The 23,768-nt window shown below is 69.9% G+C and carries 18 protein-coding genes; 7 read left to right on the forward strand and 11 right to left on the reverse strand.

Features of this window, described 5'->3' with window-relative positions; translation table 11 throughout:
- The first annotated feature begins 255 nt into the window (after positions 1-255).
- From ACIA5C_RS27485 to ACIA5C_RS27500, 4 genes are all read left to right on the forward strand, one after another.
- Complete coding sequence (locus tag ACIA5C_RS27485; RefSeq protein ID WP_396059482.1) at positions 256-3,918, forward strand: nitrate- and nitrite sensing domain-containing protein; 3,663 nt, start codon at positions 256-258, stop codon at positions 3,916-3,918.
- Positions 3,915-4,319, forward strand: coding sequence for a roadblock/LC7 domain-containing protein (locus ACIA5C_RS27490; RefSeq protein ID WP_014447580.1), 405 nt, complete (start codon positions 3,915-3,917; stop codon positions 4,317-4,319). The genes ACIA5C_RS27485 and ACIA5C_RS27490 overlap by 4 nt, the downstream gene beginning before the upstream one ends.
- A gap of 127 nt (positions 4,320-4,446) precedes the next feature.
- Complete coding sequence (locus tag ACIA5C_RS27495) at positions 4,447-4,827, forward strand: DUF742 domain-containing protein (protein WP_396059680.1); 381 nt, start codon at positions 4,447-4,449, stop codon at positions 4,825-4,827.
- A 1-nt stretch (position 4,828) separates the two neighbouring features.
- Complete coding sequence (locus ACIA5C_RS27500; RefSeq protein WP_396059484.1) at positions 4,829-5,416, forward strand: GTP-binding protein; 588 nt, start codon at positions 4,829-4,831, stop codon at positions 5,414-5,416.
- A gap of 72 nt (positions 5,417-5,488) precedes the next feature.
- Here ACIA5C_RS27500 and ACIA5C_RS27505 read toward each other — a convergent pair whose 3' ends face one another.
- The 6 genes from ACIA5C_RS27505 to deoC all read right to left on the reverse strand — a co-directional run bounded on the left by ACIA5C_RS27505 (position 5,489) and on the right by deoC (position 14,186).
- Positions 5,489-6,184 carry an HAD family hydrolase gene (locus ACIA5C_RS27505; RefSeq protein WP_396059486.1) on the reverse strand — a complete coding sequence of 232 codons (696 nt, stop codon included), beginning with the start codon at positions 6,182-6,184 and terminating at the stop codon, positions 5,489-5,491.
- A gap of 1,449 nt (positions 6,185-7,633) precedes the next feature.
- Positions 7,634-9,916, reverse strand: a complete 2,283-nt coding sequence (locus tag ACIA5C_RS27510; protein ID WP_396059488.1) for a transposase — start codon at positions 9,914-9,916, stop codon at positions 7,634-7,636.
- Positions 9,917-9,979: 63 nt separating this feature from the next.
- The gene (locus ACIA5C_RS27515; RefSeq protein WP_396059490.1) at positions 9,980-10,843 is read right to left on the reverse strand and encodes a DNA primase; all 864 of its coding nucleotides are present in this window, start codon (positions 10,841-10,843) and stop codon (positions 9,980-9,982) included.
- Between the two features lie 121 nt (positions 10,844-10,964).
- The gene (locus ACIA5C_RS27520) at positions 10,965-11,774 is read right to left on the reverse strand and encodes an aldehyde dehydrogenase family protein (RefSeq protein WP_396059492.1); all 810 of its coding nucleotides are present in this window, start codon (positions 11,772-11,774) and stop codon (positions 10,965-10,967) included.
- A complete protein-coding gene (locus ACIA5C_RS27525) occupies positions 11,767-13,185 on the reverse strand; it encodes an aldehyde dehydrogenase family protein (RefSeq protein WP_396059494.1) in 1,419 nt (472 codons plus the stop codon). Before ACIA5C_RS27525 ends, ACIA5C_RS27520 begins: the two co-directional genes overlap by 8 nt.
- Positions 13,186-13,235: 50 nt before the next feature.
- Positions 13,236-14,186, reverse strand: a complete 951-nt coding sequence (gene deoC / locus ACIA5C_RS27530) for a deoxyribose-phosphate aldolase (RefSeq protein ID WP_396059496.1) — start codon at positions 14,184-14,186, stop codon at positions 13,236-13,238.
- Between the two features lie 59 nt (positions 14,187-14,245).
- Here deoC and upp point away from each other — a divergent pair, with 59 nt between their 5' ends.
- Complete coding sequence (gene upp / locus ACIA5C_RS27535) at positions 14,246-14,878, forward strand: uracil phosphoribosyltransferase (RefSeq protein WP_396059498.1); 633 nt, start codon at positions 14,246-14,248, stop codon at positions 14,876-14,878.
- 131 nt (positions 14,879-15,009) lie between these two features.
- Here upp and ACIA5C_RS27540 read toward each other — a convergent pair whose 3' ends face one another.
- From ACIA5C_RS27540 to ACIA5C_RS27550, 3 genes are read right to left on the reverse strand one after another with little or no spacing between them, the layout of a single operon-like run.
- The gene (locus ACIA5C_RS27540; protein WP_396059500.1) at positions 15,010-15,498 is read right to left on the reverse strand and encodes an NUDIX hydrolase; all 489 of its coding nucleotides are present in this window, start codon (positions 15,496-15,498) and stop codon (positions 15,010-15,012) included.
- A 3-nt stretch (positions 15,499-15,501) separates the two neighbouring features.
- Positions 15,502-16,650 carry a glycosyltransferase gene (locus ACIA5C_RS27545; protein ID WP_396059502.1) on the reverse strand — a complete coding sequence of 383 codons (1,149 nt, stop codon included), beginning with the start codon at positions 16,648-16,650 and terminating at the stop codon, positions 15,502-15,504.
- Positions 16,643-19,501 carry a CDP-glycerol glycerophosphotransferase family protein gene (locus tag ACIA5C_RS27550; RefSeq protein ID WP_396059504.1) on the reverse strand — a complete coding sequence of 953 codons (2,859 nt, stop codon included), beginning with the start codon at positions 19,499-19,501 and terminating at the stop codon, positions 16,643-16,645. Before ACIA5C_RS27550 ends, ACIA5C_RS27545 begins: the two co-directional genes overlap by 8 nt.
- Before the next feature lie 204 nt (positions 19,502-19,705).
- Between ACIA5C_RS27550 and galE the strand changes: the two genes are divergently transcribed.
- Positions 19,706-20,710 (forward strand): UDP-glucose 4-epimerase GalE, encoded by a 1,005-nt coding sequence (gene galE / locus ACIA5C_RS27555; RefSeq protein ID WP_396059506.1) that lies wholly within the window; start codon positions 19,706-19,708, stop codon positions 20,708-20,710.
- A 113-nt stretch (positions 20,711-20,823) separates the two neighbouring features.
- Positions 20,824-22,308, forward strand: coding sequence for a DUF6056 family protein (locus ACIA5C_RS27560; RefSeq protein WP_396059508.1), 1,485 nt, complete (start codon positions 20,824-20,826; stop codon positions 22,306-22,308).
- Here ACIA5C_RS27560 and ACIA5C_RS27565 read toward each other — a convergent pair.
- The gene (locus ACIA5C_RS27565; RefSeq protein ID WP_396059510.1) at positions 22,292-22,717 is read right to left on the reverse strand and encodes a GtrA family protein; all 426 of its coding nucleotides are present in this window, start codon (positions 22,715-22,717) and stop codon (positions 22,292-22,294) included. The two genes, ACIA5C_RS27560 and ACIA5C_RS27565, sit on opposite strands and share 17 nt — an antisense overlap.
- On the reverse strand, positions 22,717-23,754 hold the full coding sequence (locus ACIA5C_RS27570; protein WP_396059512.1) for a glycosyltransferase family 2 protein: 1,038 nt from the start codon (positions 23,752-23,754) through the stop codon (positions 22,717-22,719). The genes ACIA5C_RS27565 and ACIA5C_RS27570 overlap by 1 nt, the downstream gene beginning before the upstream one ends.
- Positions 23,755-23,768 lie beyond the last annotated feature (14 nt).

Genomic DNA, 23,768 nt, shown 5'->3' on the forward strand with positions numbered 1-23,768 from the left:
GGTTGAGTGACTCTGAGAACGCACCCCGATACAAGCAGTGACACTGGATCGACGATCGGCGCCGCAACTCGGGCAACGATCGCGCCACACAAACGGTCCGTGTCGGCCTGCTCTTTCTCTTTGACACTCGTCGTGATGGAATCTCGGGGGCCCGACCGGCGAGTCGGCCGTGTGCGGTGCCCGGCGAGCCGAAGGCCGGGCCCGAATCAGGAGGACGGTGACGTGAGCAAGCGCCCAACGACGGCGAATGGCGTCATGTCGCGTCTCCGTCGGCCGGCAGATCGGCTGCGAGACCTGCCGATCTGGTCGAAGCTCGGCCTCATCATGTTGGTACCCACCCTGGCGACGATCATCGTCGGCGTCAGCGGCCTGGTGGACCACATCAATACGGCCAGCAACGCGGAGCGCGCCCGAAGCCTTTCGGCGTTGTCGCAGGCTGCCGGTGGTCTGGTTGACCATCTGCAGAACGAGCGTGCATACGCCGTCATGATCAAGACCAATAAGGACACCAACCAGACCGTCTACACGGCCGCCAAAAAGGCGTACAACAACGAGACGGGCCTGGTCGATCAGGCCAAGTTGGCCTATTCGCAGCAGCGGTTGACCGTCGGTGACGTGCCCTACAAGGTCAACAACCTGCTGACGCGGTTGGACAACAACCTCTCGGACCTTCCGGCAACCCGGAGCCAGGCGGCTGACGCCAAGCTCGAGCTGGACAGCATCAAGTCGACGTACAACACGTTGATCAACGACCTGCTGTCGGTGCGCGACGACTCCTCGGAGCTCTCCGACAACACCGACCTCGGTGACCACATGCGCACCGTGGCGGCAGTCGCCCAGGCCAAGGAGTACGTCGCCGAGCAGCGCGACGTCGGTCACGAGATCCTGCAGCGGGGCCGGCTGACGTCCGACCTCCGCCGCGAGTTCACCGCGACCGAGACCGGCTTCGACCTGGCGGTCAGCACGCTCAACTCGGTCGGCTCCGACCCCGAGATCGCCCAGTTCAAGGCCATCGGCAGCCAGGCCGACGCCCGCGCGGCGACCAACCTGACCGTGCCGATCGACTTCATGTCGAACACGACGACCGACATCCCGTTCGACTCCCAGAAGTGGGAGTCCGCGATGACCGGTTACGACAAGCTCTTCCGGGGACTGGAGGAAAAGCTCGACGCGAGCGTCGTCAGCCAGGCGACCGACATCCGCAACGGCGTCAACCGGCGGGTGTTCATCGAGACCAGCGTCCTGCTCGGCATGCTGCTGCTGGCCATCCTCTTCGCGTGGTTGGTCGCCCGGTCGATGGCCCGCTCGCTGCGCGAACTGCGCCAGGGTGCCCTTTCGGTCGCCCAGTTCGGTCTGCCGCACGCCGTGGAACGGCTGCGTGATCCGGCTCTGTCCGGCTCGCTCACACCGGCACAGGTCGCCGACCAGATCGCCGAGCCGCTGCCGGTGCGCAGCCGGGACGAATTCGGTCAGGTGACCGAGGCGTTCAACGCGGTTCACCTCGAGGCGGTGCGCACCGCGGCCGAGCAGGCCGCCCTGCGGGGCTCCGTCGCGACGATGTTCGTCAACCTCGCCCGTCGTTCCCAGATCCTGGTCGACCGGCTCATCGGTCACCTCGACCGGTTGGAGCGCGGCGAGGAAGACCCGGACCGTCTGGCCGAGCTCTTCCAGCTCGACCACCTGGCCACCCGGATGCGTCGTAACGACGAAAACCTCCTGGTTCTGGCCGGCGCCGACTCGACCCGCGTGCAGCGCGAGGCGGCTGCCCTGATCGACGTGCTCCGCGCGGCGCAGTCCGAGGTCGAGCACTACACCCGCATCGAGTTCGGCATCATCGACCGCGACATCGAGGTGTCGGCGCACGCCGTCAACGACATGGTCCACCTGGTCGCCGAGCTGTTCGACAACGCGACCGCCTTCTCCCCGCCCAACTCGACGGTCATCGTCGAGGCCCGGCGGCTCGGCGACGGTGCCCTGCTGTCGGTGGAAGACCGAGGCATCGGCATCAGCCGCGACCAGCTCAACGATCTCAACGAGCGGCTGGCCAATCCGCCGATGGTGGACGTGGCCGTCTCCCGCATGATGGGCCTCGTCGTGGTCGCCCGGCTGGCCAACCGGCACGCCGTCAAGGTCGAACTGCGCCCGGCCGACACCGAGCGCGGCACGATCGCCGAGGTCGGCCTGCCGTCCTCGGTCCTGATGGGTGGCAGCGGCGTTCCGGCGGTCGCCGGCGGACGCGGTCAGCTCGGTCCCGGCTTCGACGGTGGCCCCCAGGGCGGCCCGCAGCGCGGTGGCTTCCCCGAGCCCCTGGCTCTGGAGAGCGGCCGCGGAGGCTACCCGGGCAGCCGCCCGTTCGACCCCAACCCGCCGATGCCCAACGGTGGCATGCTCGGCACCGGCGGTCGCTCGGTTCCGGCGTGGTCCGACCTCACCGGCGCCCCGTCGAACGGCTTCGCCAACGGGTCGTCCAACGGCTTCGCCAACGGGTCGACCAACGGCGGCGGCATGAACGGCTTCTACGGGCCGCGCAGCAACGAGGTCATCCCGCCGCTGCCGTCCGGCCCGTCCGGTCAGCCGCAAGGCTTCGCCGGTCCCGACGGTCTGCCGCAGCGCCGCAACGGCGGCGAGCCGGTCCGCACCGACGGCGACTCAGGCGGGTACGGCGCGACCATCCCGCGCCAGCTGCCGTCCAACCCGGAGACTCAGGGACGCGGTCCGGCCCTTCCGCCGATCTCCTCGCCCCCGGTGCCCCCGATCTCGGCGCCGCCCGTCCCGTCCGGTCCGCCGTTCGGTGGCCGCCCGGTCTCCTCGCCGCCGGAACAGCAACCCCCGTTCCAGCAGCAGGCGCCGTACCAGCCGCCGTCTCAGCAAGCGCCGTACCAGCAGGCGCCGTACCAGCAGGCGCCGTCTCAGCAGGCGCCGTACCAGCAGCCTCCGGTTCAGCCTCAGCAGGCGGCGTCCGCGCCGCCGGCCTGGCCGCCGGTCGCACCGGAGCGGGGTCCGGACGCGCCCCCGCACGTGCCGGAGAGCCTGGCCGCCGCGCTCGACATGACGACTGAGCTGCCGCGCTACCGGCCCGATCAGTCGACCCGGCAGCCGCAGGCCGCTCCCATCCCGTCCTCGGCCCCGCCGGTCTCGGCGACCCCGGTCTCCGCGACGCCCACCTCGGGCGGCCCGCAGACCGAGGCGCAGCGGGCGGCCGCCGCGGCACGGGCGGCGCACGAGGCGGCGGCGGTCCAGGCCGCCGAGGCCCAGGCGACCGCGGCCGCCCAGATCGCGGCCGCTCAGGCCGCGGCCCGGCAGCGGGAGAACGGCGGCACGCAGTACGCCGACGAGACCATGGAGCTGCCGATCTTCCGGGAGCTCGAGTCGGCCTGGTTCATGACGTCGGCCCCTCCGGCCAACGCCCCGGCCAAGCCGGCGGCGCCCGCGCCGGACAACAACGGTCTCGGCGACGACACGATCAGCTCGCAGCGATTCTCGACCGCCGAACCGGCACGCTCGGTCGGCGTTCCGCACCAGGCCGGCCCGCCGGAGTCCCGGGAACTCGACCCGGCCACCGTCGGCGCGGCCGTCTCGAACGGCAACGCGGCTCCGGCCGCCGCCGCCTCCACAAGCCCGTGGCAGACGGCAGCGGACGAGGGCTGGCAGGCCGCCCGGGCGGCGGCGGAGATGCCGGTCGACACCACGACCACCGCGGGTCTGCCCAAGCGGACCCCGATGGCCCAGCTCGTCCCCGGCGGTGTGGACCGGGGCGGTAATTCCGTCCAGCGCCGTACTCCCGAGGGGGTCCGCGGTCTTCTCTCCGCGTACCACCGGGGTGTGCAGCGTGGTCGCACGCAGGAACCATCGACCAACCCGGAGGGAACTCCGGGAGGGCAGCAGTCCTCGCAGGCTGGCAAGGAGCATGAGGCATGACATCTACGCAGGATCTCGGTTGGCTGCTGGCCAACTTCGCCGACCGCGTTCCCGGAGTCGCACATGCGATCGCGGTTTCCGCCGACGGTCTGCTCCTGGCAGCCTCGCGGGACCTTCCGCGTGACCGGGCCGACCAGCTGGCGGCTATCGCCTCCGGCCTGGTCAGCCTGACTCAGGGCGCCGCACGGTGCTTCGAGGGTGGTGCGGTGCTGCAGACAGTCGTCGAGATGGACAACGGGTTCCTCTTCCTGATGTCGATCTCCGACGGTTCCTCCTTCGCGGTGCTCGCGGCGCGCAGCTGCGACGTCGGGCAGGTGGGCTACGAGATGGCCCTGCTGGTCGACCGTGTTGGCGAGGCCCTTACCCCGGCACCGCGTTCCGCGGCCGGGGTCCTCGGCTGAACCGGCACACGACCGGCGCCGTTCGCGGGTTTGTCGCGGGTTTCCCACCGCGAGTAGGCTCGGCCGGCGACTGTGAAGAACATTGACGACAACTTCTAGGGGTTCGAGGAAGGGGTGAGCGGTGACGATGCCCGAACGCGATGAGCCGACCGGCGCGCTGGTCAGGCCGTACGCCGTGACCCGCGGTCGGACCCGGCCGAAGCTGGACATAGCGCTGGAAGCGCTGATCGAGACGACTGTGCGCGGTCGATCTGGAATGATCCGCGGCGGGCAGGGTGGAAGCGAGCATCAGTACATCGCGACGATGTGCGACGGCGGCCGTGTGCAGTCGCTCGCAGAAATCGCCGCACGCATGCAACTGCCGCTCGGTGTGGCTCGAGTGATCGTCGCCGACATGGCCTCCGACGGCCTGGTCGCGATTTACGAGCCCACCTCGCTGGACGACGAGACCGATGCGGTAGGCACGGAACTGCTGGAAAGGGTGCTGAGTGGACTTCGCAGGCTCTGACATGTCGCACCGTCCCGCTGCGGGGCGCGTCACATCGGCGAAGATTGTCATCGCCGGTGGTTTCGGCGTTGGTAAGACGACGCTGGTGGGCTCGGTCTCCGAGATCACCCCACTGACCACCGAGGCGATCATGACCTCGGCCGGTGTGGGCGTCGACGACAACCGACAGATGCCCGGCAAGATGACGACCACCGTCGCCATGGACTTCGGCCGGATCAGCATCGACCGCGACCTGATCCTCTATCTGTTCGGCACACCGGGCCAGACGCGTTTCTGGTTCATGTGGGACGAACTGGTGCGTGGCGCGATCGGTGCCGTCGTCATGGTGGATACGCGTCGGCTCGCCGACTGCTTCGCCGCCATCGACTTCTTCGAGCATCGCCGCCTGCCCTACCTGGTAGCGATCAACTGCTTCGACGGCATGCAGTACCACAACGCGCAGGACGTGCGGGACGCCTTGGCGATCTCGAGCGACGTGCCCGTCGTGAGCTGCGACGCCCGGAACCGTGAGTCGACGAAAAACGTCCTCATCTCGCTGGTCGAGTATGTGCTGACGATGCGTCGCTCGCGGGCCGTGGCGCCGGCCTGACAAACGGTAGAAGCCCCGCACCGTGCGACGGTGCGGGGCTTCTCCGCGCCCGGCGACGGCTCAGCCCGTACGTCAAGCGGGCACCCTGAGTAACGAGGGCAGCTCGTCCAGATCGTCGATGACGGCGTCGGGGCGGAAGCTGTCCGGATCGGTGCGCAACCCGCCCACCTCCGGGAAGGCCGCGTTGGTCACGAGCACCGGGCGCATCCCGGCCCGGCGCGCGCCGTCGTGCTCGCGGCTGCCACCATCCCCGACATACCAGCATTCGGCGGCCGGCACCCGCAGGCGTTCGGCGGCGGCAGAGTAGAGGCGCTGATCGGGCTTGCCATAGCCCTCACGCCAGGAGAAAACCGGAACGTCGACGCGCGGGGCGTACGGGGTGGTCGGCCACGCTTCGCAGAGCTCACTCGAACAGTCGCTGATCAGTCCAATGCGGAACCCGGCAGCGCGCAGCCGGTCCAGCAGCTCCAGAACCCCCGGGCGAGGCGGCCTAACCCGTTCCGCCCCTTCAACCTGGACGGCCACTGCGGCGTCCAATCGGTCATCGGTCGGCGTGACCCCGCACTGCCGGGCAATTGCCGCGAGCGTGCTTCTGGTGCCGCCGTAGCGCCCGACGATCCGCTGCGGGTAGCTCCCGCCCATCGCGGCCCAGAAGTCGCCGGCCGGCACACCGAGGGCGGCCGCGGTCGCCTCGAACGCCGTGCGCCGCCCGACCTCCGCCCGAGGGTCGGTGAGCGTGCCGAAGAAGTCAAAGATGATCGCCCGCATCCGGCCATGCTGCCACCGCCTTTCACCGAGCGGCGCCCCGAGGCGGGCACAACTCCGCGAGCATCGCGGCGGCGGTCGAGGGCCTCCTTTGCGGAGCAGGCGCCGCGGGGCCACGACATCGGGGGCGGCGGGCGCAGCAGCCTGATGTTCGGGATCGCTTCGCGGGCATCGGGTCGCGAAGGCGGTATTCGCGGCGCTGCGGTGCTACCTCGCGGGGATGAGTCGGGGAGGCGCCCCGCGGACAGCAGGGACGGCAATCGGTTGGGCGGGCGGGGTCTAAGGCCGGGCCGCCGCCGGTTGCGGAGCCATGTCGGTGCGGTCAGGGGCCGCCCCACGGGGGCGGTGGGCATCGGGTGAGGTGGTCCGGCGGTCAGGCAGGCAGGCTCAAAGGCGACGCCGCCGGATGTGGGCCATGTCGGTCGGCCGCCTCGCAGGGATGGTCGATGAGTGCTTCCGCGGCCATCGGGGTGCGGCGTTGGCGGACGTGTCATCGCTGGCCGGAGGCGGGCTCGAGGCGGCGCCGCCGGGCGAGGGTGAGCGCGGGTCTCGCCTCGCGCGGACGGGCGAGCGGTGGCTCCATGGACACCGCGTCGGATGGTGCGCCTGCGTAGGAGGTGAATCGGGCACGGCAGCGACTCCCGGAGCATCAGCTCCCCAGGGCCTTGCGGGACCGCGCGCCAGAGGGGTACCTCGCGACGGCCGCTTTCGCGGTGCGTCGCGGTGAGACGGGGTGTCGCGGTGAGACGGGGTGTCGCGGTGAGGCGGGGTGTCGCGGTGAGGCGGGGTGTCGCGGTGAGGCGGGGTGTCGCGGTGAGACGGGGCGTCAGCGGCGATGGTTAGGGTCCGGAAGTGCACTTAGGGCAGCGGCCGGGGTCACGGCAGTGCACTCAGAAAGGCGGCCCGGAGTGAGGGCGGCGGTTTTGCGGCGGGCGGGGAAGGCTGCGGGTTGGGGGCGTGCGGCGCTAGGCGTGAGGTTGGCGGCTTTGCGGGGCGACCGGACGCTGCTGGCTGCCAGGGGGCGCTGGCCGCGCGCACCGGGCGGGGCCGACGAGCTACGGACGGCAGCCGGATGGCGGCTATAGCGGGGCGCCCGAACGGCTGCCGGTTGGAAGGGCAGCGCTGGGCGGGCGATGGCTGCGGGGTGGGAAGTGTGGCGCCGAGACAGAGAAGCCAGGGCCGTCGCTCGGCACAGCTCGCGCGTGGTTGGCGGCTCAGCGGCGCGCCCGGACGGCTACGGATTGGCGACTGCGTCGCGGGGCGGGCGGCGGCGGGTTCGCGGCGCAGCCGAGTGGCTGCAGGTCTGGAGTGCGCGGCGTGCGGGTGGCGGCCTTGGGGCCTGCCAGCCGAAGTCGGCCCGGGATGCTGGTCATGCGACGAGGCCGTCGCTGCTCGGAGAGTGCGTACGGGAACGGCCGCGAGCGGAGGGCTCGCGGCCGTCGGGAAGCGGCCTTAGCGGCGGTAGCCGGCCTCGCTGTTGCGGTAGTCGTCGGCGGGGGCGCCGTCGCGGGTGAAGTCCCAGCCGCCGGCGGCCTCGCGGCCCGGGCGGCCGCCCATGGCGAAGCCGCCGATTTCCTGGCCTCGGCGCCAGCCGCGGAAGTAGCCCGTGGTGTGGGCGGCGATGCTGGCGGCGTCGCGGACGATGCGCAGCGGGCGCTCCTCGCGGAGCGGCGAGCCGGGCACCAGGTTGGCCTGGGGGACGCGCTTGGGCAGGCCGGCCGCGGTCTCGGCGGCGACCGCCGGGGTTGCGGCCTTTTCCGCTGCGCGCCAGCCGGAGTCGTTGGGGTTGGCCCACTCGAGGTCGGCTGCGACGTCGTCGTGGCCGGTGAACCAGGCTGAGCGGGCCGCGGCGAAGATCAGCAGGTCGCCGTCGCTGCTTTCGGCGGCCACCGGGGGGTTGGTGCTGCGGTCGAGGGCGGTCAGCGTCGAGCTGGTCGACGACGTGATGCTCGAGGCGACGGAGGCGCTGCGGCGGATGCGGCCGCGGCCGCCCTCGCCGTCGACCACCCGCAGAGACGGCGGCTCGCTGATCGCGGGAATGTCGGCCATCGTCGCGTCGAGGCTCTGGCCGAGCTGGGGCTCGACCAGGCGCAGGGCCGGCGGCTCCTTCGGCATGTCCTGCCAGGGCGGCTTGACCCGGCCGTTGCGGCCGTTGTCCGCCGGCGGCGAGCTGATCGACGCGGCGGGAGCGGACGCGCCGGGCTCGTCGCCCGCGTTGAGCAGCGGCCAGTTGGCCCGGGAGCCCGGCTCGGCCGTCTCCTGGCCGGGGCGCTGGTTGGGCATGGGCAGCGAGTAGTCGGTGGCGCTGCCCCCGGCGGCCGGCGACGACGGGCGCGGGGACGACGTGTCGGGGCGGGGCGGGATCACCGTGCGCTGCCGCTCGGCGCGGACACTGTTGATCGCCGCGTTGGTCAGGGTGGCGCGGAACGGCTGGCCGTTGTCGGCCGGGGTGCCGGCCGACGCCGCGGGCGCGGCCGGAGCCGACGTCGGAGCGGCCGGGTTGGGCGTGCGGGCCGGCGGGCGGGAACCCGGGGTGATCGGGGTCATGCCGGGCGGGGGTGGCGGGACCGACACCGGGCGGTTGCCCGGGGCGGGTGCGCGGTTGGGGAACGCGGCCGAGGCGGCCGGGGCCGCGGGCGGCGGCGTCACCGGGCGCGGGGCCAGCGGCGGCGGCATGATCGGCTCGGGTGCGGCGGGCGGCGCGTTGAGCGGCTGCGGGATGACCGGGCCGTTGCCCGTCGCGGCCGGCTCGGGGCGGCTGCGGCGGCTGCCGAAGGCGTCGGCGGCCGACGCGGGCTGCAGCGGGGCCGGCTCGGCGGCCCGGCGGGCGCTGCGGCGGGAAACGCCCTGACCGGCGGTCAGCGGGGTGCGGTCGGCCAGCGTGCTCAGCAGCTCGGTGCAGGCGGAGTCGCAGGCCCGGACGGCGGCGATCGCCTGGCGGATCGACCTGGCCGCGGACGGCGCCAGCGACTTGTTGACCCCGCCGCGGCGGGGCGACTCGCTGATCGCGACGCTGAGCGCGGTCACCGCGGCGATGATCTCGTCTTCCGTGCCGGCGCCGCTGCGGCCCAGCTCGGAAACGATGTGCTCGGCGACCCGCTCGGACTCGGCGCCACCGACCGACAGGCGGCCGGGCTCCGGAATCGCGTCGAGGACCGACATGGCCAGCGGGTGCGCCGGGTCGGGGTAGGCCCGCAGGGCCGCCGGGTAGAGCTCGCGGAGCACCTCGCGGAGGGCGATCGCGGCGCCGTGACGGCCGTTGAGCATGGCGACGTGCGCGGCCAGGATCGGCTTGTAGCTGACCAGCTCGCGCGGGGTCTGAAGGTTGACCGCGGCGATGGCCCCGGCCTGCAACGCCCGGGCCAGGCCGACCGCGCGACGGGCGGCCGGCGGCGCCTGCATTTCTTCGACCGAGTCGTCGTCAGCGAAGCGTTCGGCGAAGTCGTCGGTCGAGTCGTCGTCGGCGACCACGATGGGGCGACCGGCCGCGGTGAGCAGCGAGGTGACCACATGGTCGTCGCTGTCGGCGGCAACCGCGGCGTCGGTGAACCCACTCGTCCGCGCCACGAGCAGCGAACCCAGGTCGGCATAGCCGGACGGGTCGTCGCTGATCTCGTGAACGCCGAGCAGCCGGCCTGCGTCGTCCACCACGGCGATGGTCAGTTGCGCGGACGAGGCCGCACGCACCGAATCATCAGCCGACGCCAGACCGCAGTACACCCGCACGAGCGCCACGGCGTCGTCCTCCTCCCCGGGAGAGAGTCATTTGGCCAAGCAATGATGGTCCCCGCTCAGGGGTCAATCGCGCCAGTCCACAGCGGCAGAGATCTTGCCGATTATCGAGCGCCATCCAAGACTTGCCTGTTGTGCCCCGATTTTCTTCAGCCGGCGACGACCGAAGAATCCGCCCATGCCACCGGTCTCGGCAGCCCGCAGGGATTCGTCCAGGTCATCGAGCGGTGAGCCGGGCGACAGGGCCAGGATGACCGGCTTGAGCCGGAGGGCGTATCCCAGGTCTCGCGCCACCTCGCCGGCCGCGATGAGCAGCGGAAGGTCCCACGTGTCGTGCCCGCCGCGCAGGTTTTCCACCACGAGGTCGAGCTCGTAGCGATCGTCCGGCAGCGGGTCGACGTCGGTCGACTGTACCCGGTCGGCCAAGGTGGCCCAGCCGTCCAATTGTGCGAGGTCGTTGGGAGCACCCGAACGAATGAAGGAGACCAGGCCTTCCGGGCTCTTGAAGGCGATCAGCTTGCCTTTGTGGCTGAGGAAGAGAGGTACCTCTTCATCTTCCGGCTGATCGTCGGACTCGTCCTTCTCGTCCTCGAAGTCGGCCGCGTCGGGCTCGTCGGCCTTGGCCGTCTCCCCGTCGTCGCCCTCGGCCAGCAGCGCCTGGAACTCCTCGTCGACGATGACCTCTTCGTCGTCGTCATCATCTTCGACCGGACGCTTGCGGGCCTCGAACGGGTCGTCCTCCTCGGCCTCAAGCTCGGTCGGGGTGATCTCGCCCGCCTTGCGGTACGCGCGCAGGGTCAGCGCGACCCCGCCGGGAAGGGCGATCTCGACCGGTGTGACGCCGGCCGACTCCCAGAGCTCACGCCCGGAGAGCCCAGATGAGGATGAGGACGGCGTTCCCTCAGTCTCTTCGTCGGACTGGCTGGCCACGGTGACCTCCGGGTGATGAATTGGGCGGTTCGGGGACGGTGTCTGCCGACACACCCTAGTGGGCGCGCCTGACCGAGGGCTGACCGTCCCCCGCACTTCAACATTGACCGATAAAGGTGCCTTAGAAACCCTTGGGGTGCCAGACCGTTTTGGTCTCCAGAAATGCGGTCATCGCGCCGAGCCCGGGATCGACGGTGAAGTCGGTCGTGCCGGGCCGCCGGACCCGCTTGAGCGTGCCGGCGGCGGTGCGTTCCAGCTCGGTGGCGAGCTCCTGATCGTCGATGCCCGTCAGGTCGAGCCCGTTGACGTCGTCGTGCGAGGCGAGCCAGGGCGCGATCTCGGCCGGGCGGCCGGTCAGGACATTGATCACACCGCCGGGCACGTCGGACGTGGCGAGCACCTCGGCCAGTGTCACCGCGATCTGCGGGCCGGGAGCGACCGCGACGACCGTGTTGCCGGTGACCACCGCCGGGGCGAGCACGCTGGTCAGGCCGAGCAGGGAGGCCGGCGCGGTCACGCCGACCACGCCGGTCGGCTCGGGCGCGGAGAGGTTGAAGTATGGCCCGGCCACCGGGTTGGCGTTGCCGGTCACCTGGGCGATCTTGTCGGACCAGCCCGCGTACCAGACCCAGCGGTCGATCGAGGCGCTGACCTCGGCTCCGGCGACGCCGAGGACCTTGAACTCGGCTCGGCGAGCCTCGATCATCTCGGCGACGCGATAAAGCACCTGCCCGCGGTTGTACGCCGTGGCGGCCGCCCACTTGGGCTGCGCTTTCCGGGCCGCGACCACCGCGTCCCGCGCGTCCTTGCGGGAGGCCAGCGCCACGTTGTCGCCGTCCACCAGATAGGTCCGTCCTGACTCGCTGCGTGGGAACGCCCCGCCGATGTACAGCTTGTAGGTCTTCCGTACGGAAAGACGGGTCTCAGGCAAGGTACGCCTCCAGGCCGTGACGACCGCCCTCGCGACCGTAACCGGACTCCTTGTAACCGCCGAACGGCGACGTGGGATCGAACTTGTTGAACGTGTTGGCCCAGATCACGCCGGCCCGCAGCTGGTCGGCGACGGCCAGGATGCGCGAGCCTTTGTCGGACCAGATGCCGGCCGAGAGACCGTACGGCGTGTTGTTGGCCTTCTCGATCGCCTCGTCGGGCGTCCGGAAGGTGAGCACCGCCAGCACCGGCCCGAAGATCTCCTCGCGGGCGATGCGGTGGGCCTGGGTCACTCCGGTGAAGATCGTCGGCGCGAACCAGAAGCCGCGGTCGGGCAACTCGCAGGGAGGGGACCAGCGCTCGGCGCCCTCGTTGGCCCCGATTTCCGACAATTCGGTAATCTTGGCGAGCTGAGCGGCGGAGTTGATCGCGCCGATGTCGGTGTTCTTGTCGAGCGGGTCACCGACCCGCAGCGTGGCCATCCGCCGCTTGAGCGAGGACAGCAGCTCCTCGGCCACCGACTCCTGCACCAGCAGGCGCGAACCTGCGCAGCAGACGTGCCCCTGATTGAAGAAGATGCCGTTGACGATGCCCTCGACCGCCTGGTCGATCGGCGCGTCGTCGAAGACGATGTTGGCCGCCTTGCCGCCCAGCTCGAGGGTCAGCCGCTTGCCGGTGCCGGCCACCGAGCGGGCGATCTGCCGGCCCACCTCGGTCGAGCCGGTGAACGCGACCTTGGCGACATCGGGGTGCTCGACCAGGTAGCGGCCGGTGTCGCCGGCGCCGGTCACGATGTTGACCACGCCCGGCGGCAGCTCGGCCTGCCGGCAGACGTCGGCGAAGAAGAGTGCCGACAGCGGGGTCGTCTCGGCCGGCTTGAGCACCACCGTGTTGCCCGCGGCCAGCGCCGGCGCGATCTTCCAGGCCAGCATGAGCATCGGGAAGTTCCACGGGATGACCTGGCCGGCCACGCCCAGCGGCCGCGGGTCGGGGCCGAAGCCGGCGTACGCGAGCTTGTCGGCCCAGCCCGCGTAGTAGAAGAAGTGTGCGGCGACCAGCGGCAGGTCGACGTCGCGCGACTCCCGGATCGGCTTGCCGTTGTCGAGCGACTCGAGCACGGCCAGTTCCCGCGAGCGCTCCTGGACGATCCGGGCGATGCGGAAGAGATATTTGGCTCGCTCGGCGCCGGGCAGCGCCGACCACTTCTCGTACGCCTTGCGGGCCGCGCCGACCGCACGGTCGACGTCTTCCGGGCCGGCCAGCGCGACCTCGGACAGGACCTCCTCGGTGGCCGGGTTGACGGTCTTGAAGGTGGCCTTGCCCTCGTCGAACGAGCCGTTGATGAACAGGCCGTACGAGGGTGCTATGTCGACGATGGAGCGCGACTCAGGCGCGGGGGCGTATTCGAACATTTGCCGCTTTTCCTCTCGCAGTGCGGCGGAGCCGCCTCAGGCAAGCGCAGTCAGTCCAGGGTGAAGTAGTCAGGGCCGGCGTAGTGGCCGGTCGTGAGCTTTGTGCGCTGCATCAGCAGATCGTTGACCAGCGAGGAGGCGCCGAAGCGGAACCACTCCGGAGACAGCCAGTCGTCGCCGACGGTCTCGTTGATCAGCACGAGGTATTTGATCGCGTCCTTGGTCGTACGGATGCCGCCGGCCGGTTTGACGCCGACCTGCCGCCCGCGGGCAGCCCGGAAGTCACGCACCGCCTCGAGCATGATCAGCGTGACCGGTAGGGTCGCCGCGACCGGAACCTTGCCGGTCGAGGTCTTGATGAAGTCGGCCCCGGCGAGCATCGCCACCCAGGACGCCCGGCGGACGTTGTCGTAGGTGCCGAGCTCCCCGGTCTCCAGGATGACCTTGAGGTGGGCCGCTCCGCAGGCCTCCTTGACCGCGACGATCTCGTCGAAGACCTTGGCGTAGTCGCCGGCGAGGAACGCGCCCCGGCTGATCACCATGTCGATCTCGTCGGCGCCGGCCGCGACCGCGTCGCGGGTGTCGGCCAGCTTGACGTCGAGCGGCGCCTGGCCGGACGGGAAGGCGGTGGCCACGCTGGCCAGGTGGACGCCGGTGCCGCGGAGCACCTCGGCGGCGACCGGGACCATGGCGGGGTAGACGCAGACCGCCGCGACCGGCGGGCAGGTCGGGTCGGCCGGGTCGGGCCGCAGGGCCTTGGCCGAGAGGGCGCGCACCTTGCCCGGGGTGTCGGCGCCCTCGAGGGTGGTGAGGTCGACCATGCTGATCGCCAGGTCGATCGCCCGGGCCTTGGCGGTCGTCTTGATCGATCGGGTGCCGAGCGTCGCCGCCCTGGCCTCGACGCCCACCTTGTCGACGCCCGGCAGTCCGTGCAGGAAAGTCCGGAGGTCAGAGGGCGAATCGGTCAAGGAAGACAGCCTCGACGTCGCTGTCGCAGTCATGAAAGCGATTCTACGCGGCCCACTGACAGTTGATCTTGAAGGACCGGTAGGTTGAGCCCGTGGACGTACTGGTCGTAGATCACCCGCTGGCGCAGACCCGGCTCACCGCGATGCGCAAGGCCGACTCGGACCCGAGCGTGTTCCGGGCCGCGCTGCACGAGCTGACCACGATGGTGGTCTATGAGGCGGCCCGCACGTTCCCGATCGAGCAATACCCGATCGAGACGCCGGTCGCGCCGACCGAGGGCATCCGGCTCGCCAACCCGCCGCTGATCGTCCCGGTGCTGCGGGCCGGCCTCGGCATGTCCGATGCGGCGCTGGCCCTGCTACCCGAGTCGTCGATGGGCTTCGTCGGCCTGGCCCGCGACGAGGAGACGTTCGAGCCGCGGGCCTACATGGAGTCGCTGCCGGGCGACCTCACCGGACTGCCCGTGCTGGTGCTCGACCCGATGCTGGCCACCGGCGGCTCGCTGATCCACTGCTGCAAGCTGCTGGTCGACCGCGGCTGCACCGACGTGATCATCTGCTGCGTGCTGGCCGCCCCGGAGGGCATCGAGCGGCTGGCCAGCTCCGGATTGCCGTTGCGCCTGGTCACCGCCGCGATCGACCAGGAGCTGAACGAGAAGATGTACATCGTGCCCGGGCTGGGCGACGCAGGAGACCGCCAGTTCGGCGGCATGCCCCGCTTCTGACTGTGCTCATGGCCTCGCTCCGCTCGGCGGGCACTTCGCCCCGGGAGGTCGACGTCATGGGGCCCCGAAAATTGCTCGGCTTCGCCTCTGAATTTTCGGGGCCCCATAACGTCGACGGGCGAAGTGCGGTTCTAGAGCTCTGAGTAGGACCAGCTGACGGCCTTGCCCTGGGCGAAGGGCATGACGCCGTGGAAGACGGTGGGGGAGTCGGCGAAGACGAGCGGCAGGAAGTGCCGGTCCGACTCCCACATCGGGACGCGCTGGGCCAGGATGTCCTCGACCTCGACCCAGTGCAGGCTGCCCTCGTCGTTGCCGGTCAGCGGCTCGCCGGTCCACCCGTGGACGCGGAAGAGGAAGCCGAACCAGTTGGCGCCGTCCCGGCCGAAGCCGGGCCACGAGATCGTCCCCGCGAAGTCGAGGCCGGTGCACTCCAGCCCGGCCTCCTCGCGGATCTCCCGGCGCATCCCGCTCGCGACGTCCTCGCCGGGCTCGAGCTTGCCGCCCAGCCCGTTGTAGTAGCCGTAGTGGATGTCGTCGGGCCGGGTGTCCCGCCGGATCATCAGCACGTGCTTGCGGTCCGGCGAGAGGACGTAGCCGAGGGTGGCCAGAACAGCCTGCACTCCTCAGCGCTCCAGCAGGGCGAAGAGCGCTTCCCAGCGGTCGAGGATGTGGTCGGGGGAGTAGCGCTGCACCGACCGCTGCCCGGCCTCGCCCAGCCGTCCGCGAAGGTCCCGGTCCTTGATCAACCGTTCGAGGGCGGCTGCCATGCCGGGCACGTTGCCCGGCGTCACGACCAGGCCGCCGCTCACCTCGTCCTCGATCAGCTCGGTGACCCCGGGCGCGCAGTCGAAAGCGACCGTGGGCAGCCCGTACGCCATGGCCTCCATCACCGCGACCGGGAAGCCCTCCTGGCGGGAGGGCAGCGCGTAGATCGAGGCGGAGCTGAGCGCCGCGTCGATGTTGTCGGTTCGGCCCTGGAGAATGCGCGTGTCGTCCAGCCCCAGCTCGCGGGCCTGGGCACGCAGCTGTGACTCGTCCGGGCCGGAGCCGAAGACCTTGAGTTCCCAGTCCGGGTATTGCGGACCGACCAGCGCCCACGCCTCGAGGAGCATGTCGATGCCCTTCTCGTGGGAGAGCCGGCCGAGCGTGATGATCGTCTTTTCGTCGAGCGTCGGCAGGTTGGCCGGCTCGACCATCATCGGGTTGGGCATCGACCCGATGTTCGACATGCCGGCGCGCGCCCAGGCGTCGGCGTCGGCGTCGGTCAGCGTGAGGTGGATGTCGACGTCGGCGTAGTAGCGCTGCACCCGTTCGTAGCGCGAGCTGCTGCGCGTGGCCTGGTACGACTCGTGGGACATGCCGATGACGATCATGCCGTCGGTGTCGGCCGCGGCCACCCACTCACCGGCCCAGATCTGTGCCGCGATCACGACCGCACCCGGCTGCGCCGCACGGAACAGCGCGGACAGCTGGCGTACGCCCCGGGCCATCTCGGCGTCCCGCCGCCGCTGACGCACCCGGTCGACCGGGTTGAGCGCGTGCAACCCGCTCACCTTCGGCTTGGGCGGCAGGAAGTCGTCGTGCAGGGTGCGGGTCGGGTAGGGCAGGTCGGAGCCGTAGCCGCGGACCACCCGGGCCGGCTCGACGCCGATCAGCTGGACGCGGTGGCCCCGCCCGGTCAGCAGGCGCGAGATCTCGTGCGCCCACTGCTGCAGGCCGCCGAGTTCGAAGACGGCGTTGGTGACGATGAAGATGTCGCGCGGCTCAGCCACGGCGTCCTCCGGAGAAGAAACGGTCGACGACGGCCTTGGCCGCGGTGCCGGTGTCGTACTCGCAGAACCGGTCCGCGAAGGCCCGGTGCTGCTCGGCGTAGCGGTCCTTGAGGGCGTCGAGGTCGGTGAGGGCGTCGAAGAGCTCGTCCTCGGTCCGGGTCAGCGGGCCCGGCGCGACCTCGGCGAGGTCGAAGTAGGAACCGCGGCTCTTGTCGACGTAGTCCTGGTAGTCCGGCACGTGGAAGACCATCGGACGGTCGAGGTCGGCGTAGTCGAACATGACCGACGAGTAGTCGGTGATCACCGCGTCGGAGAGCTGCATCAGCGGTGTCACGTCGTGCACGTTGGCGACGTTGCGCACGGTGTGCGCGTAGCCCGGGGGCAGCGCGAACTTGACCAGGTAGTGCGGGCGGATCAGCAGGACGTACTTGTTGCCGAAGCGCTCCACGAAGTGGTCGAGGGAGAACGGCAGGACGAGACCCTTCGATCCCCAGCCGATCTCGTGCTGGCGGAAGGTGGGCGCGTACAGCAGGATCTTGCGGTCGTCGCCGACCAGGTTGAGCGACTTGCGCAGCGCGGCCAGCTCTTCCGGGTTGTCCTGCTTGATCAGCACGTCGTTGCGGGGATAGCCGACGCGCATCAGCTCGGCGTTCACGCGCAGGCCCTTGGTGAGAGTGCGTACGTCGTGCTCCGTGCGTACGAGGAAGATGTCGAACCGATCGATGGCGCCCTGGAATCGCCGCTGCTCGGCAGCGGTCTGGCTCTTGAGTTTCGACTCGTCGAAACCCATCCGCTTGAACGCCGAGCCGTGCCAGGTCTGGATGTAGGTCGTGCCCGAGCGCTTGCGCAGGTCGTGCGGGAAGCCCTGGTTGTCGACCCAGTACTTCGCCCGGCCCAGTTCGCGCAGATAGGGGTACGACATGCGGCGGACCAGCTTGACGTCGGCCGGGAAGCCGTTGGGGTGCTCGCCGGTGAAGGCCCAGACCGCGCGGAACGGCGCTCCCGAACGCTTGAGCTCCTCGTAGATGGCGCGCGGGCTGTCCGAGAACTGCTTGCCCATGTGGCTTTCGAACAGGATCGTCCGCTTGCTGATCGGCAGGCGGGAGAACACGTTCTCGTACCAGGACATCTTGGTCGCGCGGTCGTTGATCCGCTCTTCGAGGCTCTTGCGGACGCTTGCGGCTTTCCTCCAGGCGCGGGCGCCGAGCGGCTGGGACCGGAGCCGGTTGAGCACCTTCGCCCCGGTGCGGGCACGCCGGCCTTCGGCCGCCACCCGGAGTGCCAGGTTGCCGTTGTCGGTGCGGTACGCCTCCATGTGGTCGCCCGCCCACTGGGTCAGCCGGGGCCGCACGGGCAGCCGCAACTCGTCGAGCACCTCGTCGGTGGCGAACAGCTGGAGGCTGAAGGTCTCGCCGCCGGCCTTGACCCGCAGGGTGAACGAGTAGACCGGGTCGATCACGCCGAGCGGGCGCGGCGCGCGGTCGGGGGCGATCGTCGCGGTCCAGGTCAGCTCGTCGCCGGCGTTCTCGACCTTGGTCTTGGTCACGAACTGGCGGCGGCGGTTGCGCCGGTCGCGCATGACCAGATCGGCCTTGATCGCATGCCCGTCGAACCGGGCCAGCGGGTTGGCGACGCTGCCGGTGAGGGTCACCGCCGGCCCGTCGTGTCGCGCGGCCGTGACCTCGGTGCCCAGATCGAGGTTGGCCAGCGGCTTGTCCTGGAGGCCGAGTTCGGTGACGTCGAGGATCTCTTTGCCGAGAGGATCGTCAAGATAGCGGTCCGACCAGTAGACGCGTCCGTCGTGCACGGTGAGCGGGGTGGTCAGGTGCGCCCGGCGCGGCTTGTAGACCATGTAGTTGTAGGCGTCGACGACGCCTTGGGCGTCACCCTGGCGAACCATGTACGCCGCGATTGCGCCGAGGGGCTTGGCCTGCCGGAGCGCCTCCGGGTTGATGCCGTTGACGTACGGCCGGGCGATCTCGATCATCTGTTGCTGGGCGGCCAGCGGCAGGTCACGGATGCTGCTCAAATGCGTGCGCAGGTCGTTGTCGATGAACCGGATGTCCTTCTGCAGCCGCAGTTCCGGCGTGCCGTGGCTGTCGAGCAACGCGTCGATCTGCTCGGTCACCGCGATCCGGTCGGTGAGGTTGCGCACATCGCGGGGCCGGTTGCTGATCGACAGCGAGGCGCCGCTGCGCTCGACGTTCCACGTGTAGACCCGCTGCGGGATGACGGCGATCCGCTTGGCCGTGAGGTAGGCGTGGGCGGAGAAGACGTTGTCCTCGTAGTAGCGGTTCTCCAGGAAGACCAGGTTTTCCCGGATCAGGAAGTCGTGGCGGTAGAGCTTGTTCGTCGAAAGTACGTCGTAGAGCAGGTCGGGCTGGTCGCGCAGCGACTCGTAGACGACGCGGTTCTTGACCAGCCAGGGCATCCAGGACTGTTCGACGCCGGTCGACACGTCGTGCCGCACGCACCGGCCGACGACCATGTCGGCCCCCGACTCCTCGGCCATCGCCACGAGGTTGCGCAGGGCGTGGTGATCGAGCGTGTCGTCGCTGTCGAGGAACATCACGAATCGGCCGCGGGCCTGCTTCACGCCGGCGTTGCGCGGCGCGCCGCAGTGGCCGGAGTTGGCCGGGAGGCGGATGTAGCGGACGTCGTCGGGATGCTGCGCGACGACCCGTTCCATCACCTCGGGGGTGTTGTCGGTGCTGTGGTCGTCGACAACGATCACTTCGCGGCTGCGCAGCGACTGATGCAGGACGGACTGCACCGCTGTCTCGATGCGCGCTGCGTCGTTGTAGACGATGACCACAACCGTGACATCGGGCCGGGAGGTCGTCGGGGTCACGGCTAGCGGTCCCTTCTGATGGACTTGAGCACCGAATGAAATGGCCGCTGAGCAGCCGAGATGCGGTGGCGGGCATAGTAAATTACCGCCACGTTGCATCCAAATTAGCGGTAGGCGTCCAGTCGACGGCTTCCCGGTAACTCGTGCAGTGGAAAACGATCGGATACGCTCGGACGCCCGTGCGGTGGATGAAGGGAAGATTACGTGAAGGTGCTCATTGCCGGGGGCGCAGGGTTCATCGGCAGCACGATCGCGTCCTGTCTCATCGATTCGGGCCACCAGCCGGTAATCCTTGACAATCTGGTCACCGGCCGCCGCGAGTTCGCCGAGGGGCGCCCCTTCTACGAGGGCGACATCGCCGACCGCGCGGTCCTCGACCAGATCTTCGCCGACCACCCGGACATCTCGGCGGTCATGCACTGCGCGGCGCTGATCGTGGTGCCCGAGTCGGTCGAGCGCCCGATCCACTACTACCGGGAAAACGTCGCGAAGACGCTGGAGTTCGTCGACCACCTCATCGGCAAGGGCGTCACCCGGTTCCTGTTCAGCTCCTCGGCCGCGATCTACGAGCCGGGCGACGACTTCAGCGTCGACGAGAACTCGGGCGTCGCGGCCCTGAGCCCGTACGGGCGCACGAAGCAGTTCGTCGAGCAGATGCTGCGCGACATCACCGTCAGCACCCCGCTGCGCGTGCTCTCGCTGCGCTACTTCAACCCGATCGGCGCCGATCCCAAGATGCGCACCGGCCTGCAGGTGCCGGCGCCCAGCCACGCCCTGGGCAAGCTGGTCGAGGCCTACCGCAACGGCGAGGCGTTCGGAGTGACCGGGGTCGACTACCCGACCCGGGACGGTTCCGGCCTGCGCGACTACGTCCACGTGTGGGACCTGGCCGCCGCCCACGTCCGTGCGATCGAGGTCTACGACTCGGTCTTCGTCGGCGAGGACCCGCGCTACCAGGTGATCAACCTCGGCACCGGCACGGGCACCACGGTGCTCGAGTTCGTCGCCGCGTTCAACGAGGTCGTCGACAAGCCCGTGGCGATCGAGCGGGCGCCCCGGCGTCCGGGCGACACCGCCGGCGCCTACACGCGCAGCACGCGCGCGGCCGAGCTGCTGGGCTGGCGGGCCGAGCACACGGTCGCCGACGGCATTCGCGACTCCCTGGCCTGGTTCGCCGAGCGCGGCAAGGTGCTCCCCGACCTCCACTGAGGAAAAACACCAGGTCCCCCGGCAGACGTGAGAATCCTTTACACTCCCTCCGGTCTTGACTCAGGACGCCCTGCGTTCACCGCAGCGCCCTTCGCCGGATGGGGAAAAGTAACGTGCCTCCGACCTGGTATCGCTTCACGCTCCAGGCGATCGCCAGCGCCGTGACTGTGGTGTCGGCGGGGCTGCTGGTGGCCCTGGGCTACCTGGGCCGTTTCGTGCGGCCCACGTCCGACGACTGGTGCGCGTTGTGGAAGACCCGCGACATGGGCGTTTTCGGCATCACCAAGGATTTCTACGAGACGCAGAACGGCCGGATCGCCAACGCCTTCGTCAGCGGGCTGGTCGACGTCGACGGCGTGACCGGCATGAAGCTGCTGCCGGCGTTCCTGGTTGTCACGTTCGGGGTGGGCATGGTGTTGCTGCTGCGCGAGTTGAGCATCCTGATCGGCTGGCGGGTGCCGCTGTTCCTGCTGACCGCGATCGCCGGGGTGACCGAGGTTCTCCTCTTCGCGGCGGCGCAGAACCCCTATCAGGCGCTGCTGTGGGCGCCGGCGACGATCTCGCACACGCTGCCCATCGTCATCGCCCTGTGGACCGTGGCGCTGGCGCTCTGGTGCGGCCGCTCCGGGCGGTCGTGGGTCCGCGGCGTCTCGCTCGGCGTGGCGGTTCTCGTCGGGTTCTTCCTCGGCACGCTCAACGAGCCGTTCGTCGTGATCGGTGGGCTCGCCGCCGCCGCGGCCGGCCTGCTGGTCCTCCCGTGGTTCCGTTTCGTGCGCCGGTGGTACGCCTTCGCCTGGTGTGTGGCCGCCTGCGTCGGCCTGATCGCCGGCTATGCCGTCCTGTTCACCTCGCCCGGCGCCCAGTGGCGCCGCGCGCAGAACCCGGACGCCGCGCCACTGCTCTCGGCGGCCAACCTGCAGGGTTCGTACCATGACTGGCTCAAGGTGGTCCACATCCTGGCTGCACAGTGGACCTATCTGGCGGCCGTCGCGATCGGCCTGGCCGTCGGCCTGCTGGTGACCGGCCGGGCGTCGGACGAGGGCGACGTCGACTCGGAGCGGCCCCGGCCGGTGCTGTTCCTCAAGGTCGTGGCGTTCCTCATGCCGATTCCGGTCGTCCTGGTCGCCTCGTTCGTGATCATCCTCGGGGTTCGGCAGGGCTACGGACCGACCGGCTGGACGTACTACCGCACCTGGTTCAGCTTCGTGGCGCCGATGGTCTTCACGCTGTGCGCCTACGGGGTCGTGGCCGGGCGGGCGCTGCGGAGGGTGCTGGAGAGCCGTGCGGGCTCGCGCGCTCTCGTCGGTGGCCTGGTCGCCGCCACTCTCGCGGCCGCTTTCGCCTTTGCCGGCGTGGTCTCCCTGACACCGCGGGTGGAAAACCTGCACGACGCCGCGACGACCCGCGCGGCGAAGTGGGACAAGCAGAACAGCCGGATCAACAAGCAGGCCGCGGCTGGTGCGACCACGGTGTCGTACCGGCCGCTGAACATCGCCAACCTGGCCGAGCCGTTCTACACCTCGGTGTACTCGCGGGACTGGGTCGCCGCCTGCACGGCCAAGTGGTACGACGTGGACCGGCTCAAGCGGCTTCGGTGACGCGTTCCGGCTCGGTCGGCGGCGCGGCGGCGTCGCCGTCGCGGTGGGTCAGGATGCGCCGGGAGAGCACGAAGGTCACCGGGATCGCGGCCATCGCGGCCAGCAGCGGCGCGATCCGCTCGCCGACGTGGAACCACTCGACCAGCACGAAAACGCCCACCGACGTGACGACGAAGTTGGTCAGGTTGGTCAGCGGGAACAGCAGGAACTTCCGCCAGGTCGGCTTGGTGCGGTACGTGATGTACGTGTTGAGGAAGAACGAGCCGACCATGCTCACCAGGAAGGCGATGACGTAGGCCGGGTAATAGGGCATCCAGGGGTGCAGCGACAGATAGATCGCGTAGAACGTGCCGGTGTTGATGACACCGACGACGGCGAACTTCGTGATCTGGAACAGGTGGGCCCGCATCAGGCGGTCGGCCCGACCGTCGTCGGCGTCTCGGCCGGCCAGCGTTCCTGCGGAATCACCGTGCTCCGCGAGAGGACGGCCTGAACGCCCGCGCCCGGGCCGCGGAAGGTGTCACGCGGCACGTTCGTCTCCTTGATCAGGAAGTGTGGCCGGCGCTTGGATTCGTAATAGATCCGCCCGATGTATTCCCCGACCAGGCCGATCATCACCATTTGCAGGCCGCCCAGTCCGGCGATGGCGACGATGAGCGTCACGTAACCGGGCTGGCTGATGCCCCCGATGATGGCGGCCACGGTGGTCCAGACGGCATAGAGCACCGCGAGCCCGCTCAGGACGAAGCCGACGTGGATGCCGAGCCGCAGCGGGCGATTGTTGAACGAGATCAGGCCGTCGATGCCGTAGTTGAGCAGGCTGCTGAACCGCCACTTGGTGGCGCCCGCCTCCCGCGCGACGTTGCGGTAGTCGAAGGTGACCGTGTCGAAGCCGATCCACGCGAACAGGCCCTTGGAGAACCGGTTGTATTCCGGCAGGGACAGCAGCGCGTCGACCGCGCGGCGGGACAGCAGCCGGAAGTCGCCGACGCCGTCGGTCAGCTCGACGTCCACCATCTTGTTGATCAGCCGGTAGTACATGCGGCTCAGCAGACTGCGGACGAACCGGTCGCCCTCGCGGGTGCGGCGGGCCACGACCTGGTCGTGGCCGGCGGCATGGAGCTCGAGCATGCGCTCGAGCAGCGCCGGCGGGTGCTGCAGATCGGCGTCCATGATCACCACGGCGTCGCCGGTGGCCTCGCGCAGGCCGGCCAGCATGCCCGCTTCCTTGCCGAAGTTGCGGCTGAAGGAGACGTAGCGGGTGGTGTCTTCGTTCTGGGCGGCCAGCGAGCGTAGATGCTCGAGCGTGGCGTCCGAGCTGCCGTCGTCGATGTAGCACAGCTCGTGCTCGATGCCGAGCCCGTTGAGCGTCGAGCGAACCCGTGCATCGAACGTGTCGATCACGTCTTCCTCGTTGTAGCAAGGAACTACGACCGAAAGACGCATGACTCCACTCTCAA

The sequence above is a fragment of the Actinoplanes sp. NPDC051343 genome (genome assembly GCF_044455125.1).
GTDB lineage: Bacteria > Actinomycetota > Actinomycetes > Mycobacteriales > Micromonosporaceae > Actinoplanes.

What these genes read in the sequence shown, in the direction of transcription:
- ACIA5C_RS27485 (WP_396059482.1), top strand. Translation starts at nt 256, where the DNA reads ATGTCGCGTCTCCGTCGGCCGGCAGATCGGCTGCGAGACCTGCCGATC.
- ACIA5C_RS27490 (WP_014447580.1), top strand. Translation starts at nt 3,915, where the DNA reads ATGACATCTACGCAGGATCTCGGTTGGCTGCTGGCCAACTTCGCCGAC.
- ACIA5C_RS27495 (WP_396059680.1), top strand. Translation starts at nt 4,447, where the DNA reads ATGCCCGAACGCGATGAGCCGACCGGCGCGCTGGTCAGGCCGTACGCC.
- ACIA5C_RS27500 (WP_396059484.1), top strand. Translation starts at nt 4,829, where the DNA reads ATGTCGCACCGTCCCGCTGCGGGGCGCGTCACATCGGCGAAGATTGTC.
- ACIA5C_RS27505 (WP_396059486.1), bottom strand. Translation starts at nt 6,184, where the DNA reads ATGCGGGCGATCATCTTTGACTTCTTCGGCACGCTCACCGACCCTCGG.
- ACIA5C_RS27525 (WP_396059494.1), bottom strand. Translation starts at nt 13,185, where the DNA reads ATGTTCGAATACGCCCCCGCGCCTGAGTCGCGCTCCATCGTCGACATA.
- deoC (WP_396059496.1), bottom strand. Translation starts at nt 14,186, where the DNA reads ATGACTGCGACAGCGACGTCGAGGCTGTCTTCCTTGACCGATTCGCCC.
- ACIA5C_RS27565 (WP_396059510.1), bottom strand. Translation starts at nt 22,717, where the DNA reads ATGCGGGCCCACCTGTTCCAGATCACGAAGTTCGCCGTCGTCGGTGTC.
- ACIA5C_RS27570 (WP_396059512.1), bottom strand. Translation starts at nt 23,754, where the DNA reads ATGCGTCTTTCGGTCGTAGTTCCTTGCTACAACGAGGAAGACGTGATC.